At 47.5% G+C, this 12,306-nt stretch carries 11 protein-coding genes; 7 read left to right on the top strand and 4 right to left on the bottom strand.

The annotated features are described in order from the left end of the window. Positions 1-180: 180 nt before the first annotated feature. The 3 genes from ACYVH9_RS28170 to ACYVH9_RS28160 all read left to right on the top strand — a co-directional run bounded on the left by ACYVH9_RS28170 (position 181) and on the right by ACYVH9_RS28160 (position 4,381). On the top strand, positions 181-3,465 hold the full coding sequence (locus ACYVH9_RS28170; protein WP_460639781.1) for a family 78 glycoside hydrolase catalytic domain: 3,285 nt from the start codon (positions 181-183) through the stop codon (positions 3,463-3,465). Positions 3,466-3,670: 205 nt separating this feature from the next. Beyond that, on the top strand, positions 3,671-4,150 hold the full coding sequence (locus ACYVH9_RS28165) for a DUF2975 domain-containing protein (RefSeq protein ID WP_460639780.1): 480 nt from the start codon (positions 3,671-3,673) through the stop codon (positions 4,148-4,150). Positions 4,151-4,153: 3 nt separating this feature from the next. Continuing rightward, a complete protein-coding gene (locus ACYVH9_RS28160) occupies positions 4,154-4,381 on the top strand; it encodes a helix-turn-helix domain-containing protein (protein WP_460639779.1) in 228 nt (75 codons plus the stop codon). A gap of 507 nt (positions 4,382-4,888) precedes the next feature. On the opposite strand, the gene ACYVH9_RS28155 is transcribed toward ACYVH9_RS28160, so the two are convergent. Both ACYVH9_RS28155 and ACYVH9_RS28150 read right to left on the bottom strand, forming a co-directional pair. After that, positions 4,889-5,434, bottom strand: coding sequence for a hypothetical protein (locus tag ACYVH9_RS28155; RefSeq protein WP_460639778.1), 546 nt, complete (start codon positions 5,432-5,434; stop codon positions 4,889-4,891). A 130-nt stretch (positions 5,435-5,564) separates the two neighbouring features. After that, entirely contained in the window at positions 5,565-6,239 is a 675-nt protein-coding gene (locus ACYVH9_RS28150; protein WP_460639777.1) for a hypothetical protein, read from the bottom strand. A gap of 234 nt (positions 6,240-6,473) precedes the next feature. Between ACYVH9_RS28150 and ACYVH9_RS28145 the strand changes: the two genes are divergently transcribed. Beyond that, positions 6,474-7,133, top strand: coding sequence for a response regulator (locus tag ACYVH9_RS28145; RefSeq protein ID WP_460639776.1), 660 nt, complete (start codon positions 6,474-6,476; stop codon positions 7,131-7,133). Here ACYVH9_RS28145 and ACYVH9_RS28140 read toward each other — a convergent pair. Together ACYVH9_RS28140 and ACYVH9_RS28135 are read right to left on the bottom strand one after the other, a co-directional pair. Next, complete coding sequence (locus ACYVH9_RS28140) at positions 7,128-8,909, bottom strand: sensor histidine kinase (protein ID WP_460639775.1); 1,782 nt, start codon at positions 8,907-8,909, stop codon at positions 7,128-7,130. The genes ACYVH9_RS28145 and ACYVH9_RS28140 overlap by 6 nt on opposite strands. Continuing rightward, a complete protein-coding gene (locus ACYVH9_RS28135; protein WP_460639774.1) occupies positions 8,896-9,162 on the bottom strand; it encodes a hypothetical protein in 267 nt (88 codons plus the stop codon). Before ACYVH9_RS28135 ends, ACYVH9_RS28140 begins: the two co-directional genes overlap by 14 nt. Positions 9,163-10,246: 1,084 nt before the next feature. On the opposite strand from ACYVH9_RS28135, the gene ACYVH9_RS28130 reads away from it, so the two are divergent. The 3 genes from ACYVH9_RS28130 to ACYVH9_RS28120 all read left to right on the top strand — a co-directional run bounded on the left by ACYVH9_RS28130 (position 10,247) and on the right by ACYVH9_RS28120 (position 12,306). Beyond that, complete coding sequence (locus ACYVH9_RS28130; RefSeq protein ID WP_460639773.1) at positions 10,247-10,933, top strand: RNA polymerase sigma factor; 687 nt, start codon at positions 10,247-10,249, stop codon at positions 10,931-10,933. A 69-nt stretch (positions 10,934-11,002) separates the two neighbouring features. Continuing rightward, positions 11,003-11,734, top strand: coding sequence for a hypothetical protein (locus ACYVH9_RS28125; RefSeq protein ID WP_460639772.1), 732 nt, complete (start codon positions 11,003-11,005; stop codon positions 11,732-11,734). A 26-nt stretch (positions 11,735-11,760) separates the two neighbouring features. After that, a complete protein-coding gene (locus tag ACYVH9_RS28120) occupies positions 11,761-12,306 on the top strand; it encodes a hypothetical protein (protein WP_460639771.1) in 546 nt (181 codons plus the stop codon).

Here is a 12,306-nt window from a genome sequence, read left to right as displayed (position 1 = left end):
TCATTTATTGCTATTAAAACGGAATTTTCGAATTCTTCAAAGTAGTACGTTTGAATTCTAAAATTATCAATTTTTGTAGAAAATTTAATAAGTATCCCATACAGAACCCTGATGGTTAGAAACAGTAACTTTTCGGCTTGTAACACTGATTGGCTATTCACTACTTTTCAAACTGTGCCTATGAGGATTTTTTGGTTTAATTTCCTGGCTCTGTTATCTACCTTTTTGGCCTACGGTAGCCATCAAAATCCAGATCTGAAAATTGGTAATCTGCGGACAGAATATGTCGTCAATCCGGTTGGGATTGACGTCATGCAGCCCCGCCTGAGCTGGGAATTGGTTTCGGCGAAGAAAGCACAGGCTCAATCGGCTTACCAGATCTTAATTAGTACGGACTCCCTATCCCTGGTAAACGATGCCGCGACTGTATGGAATTCGGGAAAAGTGGAATCTGACAAAGCCAGCCAAGTGAGGTATTCGGGCAGCAAGCTGGTTTCCCGAACCAAATACTTCTGGAAAGTCCGCGTTTGGGATGCCAGCAAGAACGTGAGTGAATGGAGTGCTATCGCGAGCTGGTCAATGGGGCTGCTCAATAAAGCGGACTGGCAGGCACACTGGATTGGCGCGCCGGCCGAAAACGTACCGGATAGTGCCAAATTCGACATCTGGCGCAGTTTTCAGTCGGGTTCCAGCCCCAGGGAGGAGGCCGTGGATCAATGGGTTACCGTTGATTTGGGTGCCCAGCAGGAAGTTCGTCAAATCAAACTGTACCCCGTCAATTATAAGCTCCACGCCAACGGATACTTATTCCCCAAACGGTTCAAAATTTTGGTGTCGGCTACGGCTGACTTTAAAAAGGCAACGGTTGTTGCAGACGAAAGTGCCCGGGATTACGACCAGAAGGGGCTGGAGCCGTACAGCAAATCACTAGCGCCCACTACAGGCCGGTACCTTCGGGTCGTCGTCAGCAAACTCCAAAAAACGGACGAGGGAAAGTACGCTTACGCCATCGCCGAGCTGGAAGCCTTCAATGCCCGTTCCGAAAATGTGGCTTTGAAAAAACCGGTTGTTGCCTCCGTTCCGTACGCTACCTATCCTGCCTTTTCAGCCGCAAACTGGACTCCGGCCAAACTAACGGATGGAGCTTATATTGGCAGCTCGGCTACGCGTAAGCCCTTCAAATCGGCCATCCCCGCTTCGCCTTTGTTAAGGAAGACCTTTACAGTAACGAAAAAAGTTAAGCAGGCTATCCTCTACGCGAGCGCTTTGGGGCTGTATGAAATGAGTATAAACGGCAAAAAAGCCGGCAATCAGGTTTTGGCACCCGAGTGGACCGACTACCACGAACGCGTTCAATACCAGACCTATGATGTTACCAAATCCCTGAAAAAAGGGATTAATGTACTGGGTGCTATGCTGGCAGATGGTTGGTATGCAGGCGGCCTCTTCTCCCATCCTGATCGGGGTTCGTATGGATTCGACAGGCGGTTGATCGCGCAGTTGGAACTGCTGTTTGACGATGGTACCCGAACGCAGATTGTAACCGATGCCAGCTGGCGGCTATTGGAAAACGGGCCAATCCAGATGGCATCCCTCTTCGACGGTGAAAATTTCAATGCGAAACTCTTGCCCGCCAAGTGGATGGAACCGGATTTTGACGACGCTGGCTGGAAATCGGTTACCGTTGACAAAACCATCTCAAAAACACTCAACGCCCAGCTCAACGAACCGATTCGAGTGATCCAGGAGATTACACCGGTGAAGGTGTTCAAGGTAAAGGACCGCACGTACATCTTTGACCTGGGGCAAAACATGGCAGGTTGGGTAAATCTTAAAATTCCGTACAATCCGGCTCAACCCATTACGTTCCGGCACGGTGAAGTGCTGGATGAACAGGGACAGCTCTACGTTAGTAACCTGCGGGCCGCCAAACAGATCGATGTCTATACACCCGGGTCGGAAAAAACCATCGACTACGAACCGCGCTTTACCTATCATGGCTTCCGATACGTTGAGATTTCCGGCCTCACCCAGGAGCCCAAACTAACCCACGTAACGGGAAAGGTGGTTGCGTCGGCTGCACCATTAGCAGGTACATTTGAAAGTTCGTCGCCTGATCTTAATAAATTGTGGACCAATATTGTATGGACCCAGCGGGGAAACATGCATTCGGTACCGACCGACTGTCCGCAACGCGATGAGCGGGCGGGCTGGATGGGCGATGCCCAGGTGTTTGCTCAGACCTCTATCTTCAATCTAGACATGGGTGCCTTTTTCACCAAGTGGGTGAGGGATATGGCCGATTGTCAACGAGCCGACGGACGGTACCCGGATTATACACCACAGCTCGATAAATGGAATCGGTATTGTAATGCCCCCGGCTGGAGCGATGCGGGTGTTTTAGTCCCCTGGCGACTCTATGAAAACTATGGCGATACGGCCATCTTAGCCCGCCAGTATACGTCGATGAAAGCGTATATCCAGCACATTCTCGAAACCAATCCGGATTTGTTGTGGAAAAATGAGCGAGGGAACATGTACGGCGATTGGTTGAACGGAAACACCATTGTTGCGGATGACTATCCGAAAGAAGGGGGGAAGGTCGATAACGATATCTATTCGACGGCCTTTTGGGGCCATTCAACCCGGGTCGTCGCCAAGGTTGCTAAGCTGCTCGGCCATCAGCGCGATTATGTATTCTATGACTCGCTGGCCAACGCGATCAAAACCCGGTTTGTGGGCCAATACGTGGCTGAAGACGGTACTATTGCCGGCAATACGCAGGCGGCTTACGCCCTGGCGCTGGAGTTTGATCTGGTGCCCGAGAACCTGAAGAAACAAGCCGCAGCTCACATGGTCCAGGCCATCAAGGCGTATGATTACCGGATCTCAACCGGCATTCAATCGACGATCCGGCTGATGAATCAGTTGTCGGAATATGGGTACGCCGATGTGGCCTATAAACTGCTTGAAAGCCGCCGGTTTCCTTCCTGGATTTATTCGATCGATCAGGGCGCAACCACCATTTGGGAGCGCTGGGACGGCTACGTCAAGGGCCGTGGTTTTCAGAACGTAGGCATGAATTCATTCAACCATTACGCCATCGGAGCCGTAGGCGAATGGATGTACCGAAGCATTCTGGGCATCAACGCGGATTCGGCCGGTTACAAGCACTTTACCATTAAACCGCGCCTGGGAGGCAGCCTCACCTGGGCCAAAGGGTCTTACCATTCCATTGCCGGGAAAATTGCCGTAGACTGGAAAGTAGACAACGGCACCTTCCAGTTAGCCGTTCAGATTCCGGCGAACACAACGGCCACCGTGTTCCTGCCAACCGGGAAAAGTATACACGAAAGCGGGCAACCTATCACGGGATCGCATGAGATTCGGATTATTGAGGCCACGGATGCAGGTACGGCCTTACTCGTTCAATCCGGTAGCTATACGTTTCGCGTAGCCTTGTGAAGTAAGATAAAACGATCGGATCAAGAAAAGTAACCTTACGGGTCGTCTCACTGCTGACCCTAAGTCATACTGTAAAAGCGCAAATAGGGTTGGTTGAATCGGCAAACGCTTGGGGGGTGAAATTTTCTAAAATCGCTAAATATTTATTGATAATCAATAAATATGTGTTACTATTGCGACATGGTATAAATTCAAAAAAATTATCATGAAGAGAATTTCAACCGTATTTCTCCAGGCAGTCATCGTGCTTATAGGCATGGTGGCACTTGCCATTTTGATTCGATTTCCCTTAACGGAGGGTCGAGCCACCAATTTAGACTTGTTCAGCATTTACGTTGACCCGCTTATTCTGTATGGATACGCAGCATCCATCGCTTTTTTTGTTGCGCTTTACAAGGCCGTCAAATTTCTGGGATACATCGGACAAAATAAAGTATTCTCATCGAACTCGGTGAAGACTTTAACAAGTATCAAGTATTGTGCAATTGTCCTCAGTATTTTCATCGTGACGGCAGGCCTATACATACGGGTAGCACACCACAAAGAGGATGATCCAGCAGGGTTCATTGCCATGTGTATCGTGGCCACATTTGCTTCGATTGTCGTGGCAACGGCTGCGGCCATATTTAAAAAACTACTGCAAACGGCCGTCGATATGAAATCTGAAAATGACTTAACAATTTAAGCGATGCCCATTACCGTAAACTTAGACGTGATGATGGCAAAGCGAAAAATTTCGCTGAATGAACTTTCTGACAGAGTTGATTTGACATTATCGAACCTATCCATCCTAAAGACCGGGAAGGCTAAAGCGATTCGTTTTAGCACCTTAGAAGCAATTTGTAAAGCGCTAGACTGCCAACCGGGTGATATTTTGGAATATGTAAATGACGAAAAAAGAATACCAACCGGCTAAATAGCCGAAGTGCGGGGAAAACTGTGTCAGTAGGGGGTAAGTGAAGTGATGGGATTTAATCCGATCTCTAAAGGTTCAATAGATGAATTATTTCTTTCCTTCTTTCCACGTGTAGGGGGGCGTTCCACAACAGTACGACGACGCGCCCAATAGGTTTTTGATCGCTGGATAGACTAGCTTTTGTAAAACCGTTTTCTGATCAATGGCCAGCGTAGCCTCACCCAAATTGACATCCCCGCAGAACAAGACATGTGGTAGAAGATTTTCGGTAGGAATGTAACGCGCCGTGGGGGACCACCACTTTAGACCACACCGTTCTCTAAATGTATTAACCGCAGCCGGCCCCAGTTATCTACTTTTAGTATACGACACAAAGCAATATCGCTCTACTGGGTCAAATTGATAGTCAGTGTGTTGTTTATCGACTCTGTGCGGCCCACTTAAAAATAATAGGCCAGAGAACCATCCCATCAAGAGATGGTCTTCCGGCCTAGTTATTCTTTCGCTTCAGTACATGAGCCAATTTAAGTTCAGGGAATACAGTGCAATATCCAGCCCATTAGAGAATTGGAGCTGCCGCTGTAAGGCCTTTTCCAGTTGAATTTCTACCTCACTTTTTGACGTATTATCCACCGATTTCATGGCCTCTAACATGAGATCTTTTAAAAACGCAACGGCCGAAAAAGGAGCGATGAAGTCAGTGTCTTTGACCACGGCTATTTTCGTAAACATTCCGTATTGTTTTCTGAGTGCCAGCTGCGTATAAATATTCCCCTGGTAGTAAATATCGACAATAATCATGTCGTCATTAGCGCCAAAATAATTCGAAAAAACCTGATACGATCCGCTTTTGAAATCATTCGTAGGATGCGCAAACTCAGCAAGCGATTTGACCGCCTGATATTTAAAATAATTCATTAGTTTCTGCCCGTTGCAAACAACGCTATTCATGAGCAGCAAGGCAACAGCGACCTTAATAACCCGGATTGATTTGGCGGAAAGCCTGGCCCCATTTTGTGCCTGACGATCCGAAGGTGTAATGATTGATTGCATGAGTTGGATGGTTTAAATTGTTAAACTATTGACAAGACCCTCGATGGGTCATCGATCTTACAGGCGGAAGATTTTTTTTATGTGATGGAGAATATTCATCCCCTTCTGTATACCTATTAAATTTTATAGATTATCCGTTCGGCCAGTTTGCAACCATGCTTTTCAATACCCTTGGCGAGACCCAGCCTTTGTAGGCTCCCCACTGGAATAAAGATTTAGGGCAAATGGAAAGAATGGATACCTGATTGAGGTTGCTCCGTGGCACACGGAAGAAATCAGGATGAAACGGTTTGATTGGGTAGGGGTGGTTAGCCTCGGAAGGAGAATAATTTAGCCAGACGACTAGGGGCGAGGTTTGCCAGCCCGCTGTTTCTAAGACTTGGCTGGATTGACTAACCTGTTGCACCGCCGTAGCGACTGCTTGGGGGTTTCTAGACAGCTTTACTTCTGTCACAATCCAAGTGTTCGTTGCCACCTCCAGGCTGATTGCATCCAGTTCCCGATACTGACGGATATATTCTTGCTGAGTGGGATTATACTTTTCGTATGATAAGATCCGGTCGTTGTGAACCCCAACGGAGGAGCCTAGCCATTGACGTACTAGCCATTCTGCTTGGCGACTCAATTGCTGCGTAAGCCACTGCGGATTCGGTACGGTGGGAGCGGTTACGGAAGCCGGGATGGGTGCGGTTGCTTTTTGAGGCTGTTGAAACTTCTTTCGTTTGAAGGCGATCCGGTTTTTAAGAAACATCTGATAAGCCGGGTCGTGCGTAGGGATGAGTTGGATATTACGAATCGGTTCCATGATGGGTTGGGAGCGGGATAAGACCACTGATCGGTAGCCTGGTCGCTTCTATTGTATTGACCATTCGAACACTCGGAATCTTACAGCCATCCTGAAAATTAAATGGGTGAAATAAAGATAAGTGTTAGCGGTTTTACGGCTTCATAACCGGAAAAAGAACCCATCCCTTCTATTTTGTAATTCTACTTTCTTATGGTATTTTAGCCTGGCAGGAATTGTCGTTTCTTCTAACCCATGTCCAGCTCTACTACCTCCGTTCTGATTGTTGAAGATCACCCGATTATGCTGCGTGCCATTGCTGACCTGGTGAAAAGCCTAGATTCAACGATTGAGGTAATTTGCAGCAGTAGTGTAGAGGATGCTAAAATCAGGCTTTCGCAGCGTGATTTTTTTTTGCTAATTTCCGATATCCAGTTAAAAGAGGATCGAAAGGCCGGTATTCAGCTTCTACTTGCCGCTCAATCCATCAACCAGCGCATCAAATCACTCATATATACGCAATTTGACGATGCGGAGACGATTCGGTCCTGTATGCTGGTCAGCATTAATGGCTACGTTACCAAAAATGAAAGCGAAAACCAGTTACGTACGGCGATTAGCCAGCTTCTCAGCGGTGAAGATTATTTTTCCCCTTTAATTGTGCGCATATTGACGAAGCTGGAAAAGAATCGGCAGCAGCCGGATGAACAGCCGAATCCAATTAAGGCATTAACCCGGCATGAACTTGAAGTTATTCGCCTGATCGGGCTGGACTTGCCTAAAAAGGAGATTGCGATTCGACTAGGGCTTTCTCCGGCCGCTATCTATTCTCAAACCCAAAAAATTGCCGAGAAACTTGACGTAAAAGGGGATGTGGGCATTGCGTTATTTGCCCATAAGCACCAATTGCTATAACAGGGGTAGTTTGATCGTGATTTTGGTGCCCTGCTCCGGCAACGCCTGAATGGTATAGACCGCATTAATCCGATTTATTCGATTTTCTATCAACGACCAACCGGCGCCTTGGGTTTGTGCTGCGGATTGGGCCGTGAAGCCGACGCCATCGTCCCGTACTTCCATATTCAGATGCTGGTTAGAAAAAAAGAAATGAATGCTGGCCTCGGTTGCCTGGGCGTGTTTCATAATGTTATTGGTCAACTCCAGGCAGATATAATATAGTTCAAACTGGGTCGTTACGGGCAATTGATCTTCCCGGTCCGAAAGCAGCAGTAAAAAGGAAACGGGCTGATTCTGATTCAGGCGTTCAACCAGTCTTTTCAGCGCCTGGGTCAATCCGTGTTTCAGCACGGTTTCCGGAGTAAGGAAGTAAGACCATTCGCGGACTACTTTATAGGTTTCCTGCAGGCTTGCGTCCAGCCGTTTAATTTCATTTTTGGTGATGGGACGGTCTAGCTTGTTTACTAGTTTTTCAATTGAACGCTGCATGGTAATCAAATTATTCCCTACTTCATGGTGGAGCATCATGGAAACCAGATGGTGTTCTTCCGCTTTCCCATCCATGAAAGCTGTTTGTGCCTTGTGCTCAGTTAGCTGCCGGTTCTGCTGTTCCTGGCGCATGGCATAAGCAACGCCAAAAGACATGAAGATAATCTCGAGGATAGAACCTAAATTCAGGGTGTAATGGACCAGGAAATCATCACCTGGCAGAATTCCGGATCGGTTCAGCGTAAACAGCATTCCCCCGCCGATAATGCAGATGAGCGAGTAAAAGTAAAGCCGGGTATGCAAGTGCCGATGCCTTAAACTCAAGATACCGGTAAACAGCAAATAGCTGGAAGCGGGCAGGAATTGACAGATTCCGATGAGGTTCTGCGAAACGGTCGGGTAAAGAAGAGGAATCAGCCGTAACAGCCCGATGACGACCAGCAAACCGGTGAGGAATCTCGTTGAATACGGAAATAAGGAGCGGTAGTTGAAGGCATAGGTGTAGAACAAAACACAGGCCATGACCATTAGCGTAAAGAAGGTGCCCAATCCATGCACAATCATCCATTCATTCGTCGGCCACAGGTATTGCTGCGCCAGGCTGAAACCCCGATTGATTTCGTAGATAAAATAAATGGCCAGATAGGCACTCAGAAACAAAAAACCCTTTTGCCGGGTAAAGAGCCACAATAAAATATGGTACAAAAAAGCGGCTAACAACAAACCATAGTAAGCTCCCCAGATCAGAATGGATAACTGGTTATGGTGTTCGAAATAAAGCAGCTCTTTTATGTAAATGGGAAAAAAAGCCTGCCCGCTGTAAGGCCACATTCGCACATAGACCGTGGTCCGACTTCCTGGTTTCAACGGGAGCAGAAACGAGTAGGAGGCACTGGCAATTTCACGGCTTTTCCTACCGGCTAAGTCACCTCCTCTTTTATGAATCATCTTCCCTTGTTGATCGATCAGGTACAGATCAATTGTCCCCATTCCCTGAAAGGCCTGTTCGAAAACCCATTGGCGCAACGAATCCCGGGCGTTATTGTGTACGGAAAACCGTATCCAAAAAGGAGAGGTATTAAATCCAAAATTTGGCGCTTTTTGAGAAACCCGTACAAAGCGGTGGCTATAAGGGGCTTGCTGAACATCCCGCAGCGTCAGTCTACAGGATGAATCTTCTAGAAATTCGGCCTGTAGACTGATTGGGAGCTTTTCAACCTGACCCGTTAACTCAATCTGGGCCATCAAGCTTGCTGGGGCAAGCACTACTATAAAAATAAGGTACGGGTTTAATAGCCTGGCCACTGACTGCTGCATCGAGAAGTTGCTGGAATAAAGACACAGAAAAGTAATCAGTGTTTGTAAAAGTCAAAAGCCAAAAAAGAAAGAGATTTTGCTGGGCATCTGTAAAAATTCCAATCACTCTGGAGTGATTCAAGAAATTTTTGATTTTTTTCGGTTGCATTCCCGGCGAAATTTGAATTACTGGATACTGCATTCAGTTGCGGGCCGAAAAGAACTATTGAGGACGTGAGCGGGGTAGGATTAGGAGCCGAATTAGTGTCTTTAGAAAACGACCGACCAGCTCGCTGCGGTGAATGGCAAAGATCTTGGCATCATGAATTTGGTCTCCAATCCGTATTGCACCCTCGAAAAGGGTAGTTGGAAAAAAGTATTCTAGCATGCCTTGGTACTTTTTGATCAAACTTCCGGCTATGAAGAAAGACTTGTCGGTCTGTATCATGTCGATTAGTAACTGAGTATATATACGTATGCGATCATGCGGTTGAATACGACACTTATTCATCCATAGACAACTGATTTCGGCTAGATCGTGGGGCCCCGGGTTAGTAGGGCACTCGACTCGTTGAAGTTGCTTAAGCTGCTCCAGAGCAGTTAAGTAACGAAAAGGGGGCTGCTGGTTAATGGCGTAACCGGCCAGGAAGGTGGTAGGCTCCCCTTCCTGAAAGAAAATTCGTACAGCACTACGGCTGAGGTAATCGATTTCAGCGGGTGTTCCGAGACTTAATCGGTACGAGGTAGTGCTAAAAATAGCCAGTTCATCCAACTGGGTGATGAGTCGGGAGGATAGCATCGTTCAGGCAATAGAAATCTTTAGCGCCGTCTGGCGCGTTTTTGGAAGATTATCGAAATGTGTGATTGAGGATGGGCCCTATTCCTCCTGCGCAGACTGTTAGGCTAACCGGGTCGTCCTGGTGGTCATCCAGGAGAAACCCCGTCCGTTTTCAGGGCTGATCAGCCCTGCTTGGCGGATTCAATGACAGGACCTTTTTTCATCGGGATTTCTTACAGGATCAGAATGAGAATAGCTTAAAAAGCAAGAATGGGAGCTAGAAAGGGTACGGCACAAAAAAAAGCGCCCGCTGCTACGAAATATCAGTGATTATACTTAATATCGGGACCCGTAATTTCCGGTAGACTGCTCACAAGAAACTTCATCTCCTAATTATAAGTAGTTCAAATTTCCATCACAGTGTGATTACTAGTTAGGTATACAATCTATTATGAATATAGAGGAAAGTTTCTACCCCCTTTGGCAAAAGCATCTTTCACCGAATGAATTGAAGAGGTTCTGCTATCGGATCCTGAAAGACCCAGTTGAAGTTGAGAAAGCTTTGATCCGGATTGAAGAGCGAACCCGTAGTTCTTACCTGAGAAAGACTTCGGCTAATGAAAAAATTGAAAATTTTAAAGCCTGGGTGTATACCATCGCCCGGAATGAGGTAAAGAGGGGGCTTGATTTACTGGATAGACACCGTCTGGAATCCCTATTACCGGAACACGAGCCCGGCCTTCAGGTTGCTTTACCGGAGGAATCGGCCGCCAGCCCGATGGAGGGGCCGTTGTTATTAAGGGAAGCCTTCCGTAAAAAGGTAATCTCCGACCGCGAATACGATGTAATCCGATACGACCTGAGTGGGTTCTTCAAAGACCGCCAGGAAATCGCAGATCAGCTTGGTATTACCCGAACCAACTGCGATGTCCTGTATCTGCGCGGAATCCGAAAAATAATCCTGGCTTTTTTTACCCGGTTTGCAAAGTATTTAGGCGGGCCTGCTCACATTGAGGCCATCTTTCAGCATGTCCTTAAAAATCCCCCTCCCGAATTTACCGGATCCGAGAAAGAAGCCTTTACCCAACTGGCGGTTATGCGCAATCGAAAGTACCGGCCAACCGGTAACGCATTTGAGGCAGCTTGCCAGAAAATGATCCAGGTGCCTGCTATTCGGGACAGTTTTTTATTCTGAACCATAAAAAAAGATGCTCCGCCTGTAAGATATAGCTACTGCGTGGGGTCATTAACGAAAATTCAAGCTATGGACAACAACAATGATCTGTTTGGGGATAGTTTCCGCGACTTCCATGACGGGTTATCGGATTTTAATCGCTACGTGGATGTACCCGTGGTGACCGATATGCTCCAGGATGGTCGTGAAGTTATTCGGATTGGGTATGTGGATGAATTTAAGGCATATAATCATCTTCAGGGTCAGACCGAGTATGGCGACCTTTTCAAAGGAACCTGCGGCCTGGTGGCTTGTGAAGATATTCTCCAGCAGTTTCAGGTGCCGGGAATTCAATTTGCAGACGGAACCGTTCGGGAGGTTAGTGAAGCGACTCTTATCCTCTACGGCGTGGCCAATGACTTATGCCACGTAGGGTTTAACCCTGGTGAGAACGGGGCGACGACAAGTTTTAGTCAGATTGAAATCCTCCGGAAAAACGGGGTGCCGGCTCATTTTGAAATGGCGAATGACGCCGAAACCCTGGCGACTAATATCGAACAGGGGCGTGGGGTAATTCTATCCGTAAATGCGGGCGTCATGTGGAATGACGCAACAGCCTATGGCACCGGCGACCGAAACCACGCGGTTGTGTGCACGGGTATTGCCCGCGACCCAGCAACCGGATCCATGATGGGGGTATACATCAATGACAGTGGGCGCGGGTATCCCAGCGATTCCGGTCGTTTCGTGCCCATGGATGTCCTTGATGCCGCCTGGCTCGATACAGGCGGCAGTATGGTCGTTACCGATTTGGTCGTCTAGTTGTAAAAATCAAACTGAAATCCTCCATGGAACTCCCACAAGTTACCAATTGGCTTACCTATAAAACCATTCGTCGGACAGTAAGCACGCATTACATCCGGCAGGCTGAGGTTCCGACTGACTATTTTGTTTCGCTTCCTTTACCAACGTTGCGGGCGGGGATACCTGCATTCGCCTGCTTTGCTTCAGCATTTATCCGGGAGATCCCCGAAGCGGATTCCAACACCCCAATCCGAATCACCTATAGCCCTCCCGATCGGTGGTGGCTGTTATCGGCCAGGGGGCAATACCTGCTTCAATACACCATGTGTTCACTCCTGAATTTCACCGACCGTTCATTCGAGCATTTCAGTGTCACGGATACCCGTTCACTGGTCGAGGTGCAAAAATTGCTCAAAACGATTGAGCAGTACCTGGAAACGATAGTGCCCGCTTTCTTTGAAAAGTCGCCTGTTTCCGAAGAAACAAAGAAAAACCTTCATGAGGCTTTAACGGAATTTATACCTCCGCAGCAATTGCACATCTATGATGCCTTGGTTCCCGACTTTTTTCAATGGTTAACATCCTACTAG

This window comes from Larkinella harenae, from assembly GCF_054780515.1.
Note: the sequence above shows the minus strand (reverse complement) of the source record. Positions and strands in the feature narration are given on the sequence as shown.

Bases quoted from the DNA above. Each gene is read 5' to 3' on its own strand.
- ACYVH9_RS28135 (WP_460639774.1), bottom strand. From the start codon at position 9,162: ATGCAGTATCCAGTAATTCAAATTTCGCCGGGAATGCAACCGAAAAAA.
- ACYVH9_RS28125 (WP_460639772.1), top strand. From the start codon at position 11,003: ATGGACAACAACAATGATCTGTTTGGGGATAGTTTCCGCGACTTCCAT.
- ACYVH9_RS28145 (WP_460639776.1), top strand. From the start codon at position 6,474: ATGTCCAGCTCTACTACCTCCGTTCTGATTGTTGAAGATCACCCGATT.
- ACYVH9_RS28150 (WP_460639777.1), bottom strand. From the start codon at position 6,239: ATGGAACCGATTCGTAATATCCAACTCATCCCTACGCACGACCCGGCT.
- ACYVH9_RS28140 (WP_460639775.1), bottom strand. From the start codon at position 8,909: ATGGCCCAGATTGAGTTAACGGGTCAGGTTGAAAAGCTCCCAATCAGT.
- ACYVH9_RS28160 (WP_460639779.1), top strand. From the start codon at position 4,154: ATGCCCATTACCGTAAACTTAGACGTGATGATGGCAAAGCGAAAAATT.
- ACYVH9_RS28155 (WP_460639778.1), bottom strand. From the start codon at position 5,434: ATGCAATCAATCATTACACCTTCGGATCGTCAGGCACAAAATGGGGCC.
- ACYVH9_RS28120 (WP_460639771.1), top strand. From the start codon at position 11,761: ATGGAACTCCCACAAGTTACCAATTGGCTTACCTATAAAACCATTCGT.
- ACYVH9_RS28165 (WP_460639780.1), top strand. From the start codon at position 3,671: ATGAAGAGAATTTCAACCGTATTTCTCCAGGCAGTCATCGTGCTTATA.
- ACYVH9_RS28170 (WP_460639781.1), top strand. From the start codon at position 181: ATGAGGATTTTTTGGTTTAATTTCCTGGCTCTGTTATCTACCTTTTTG.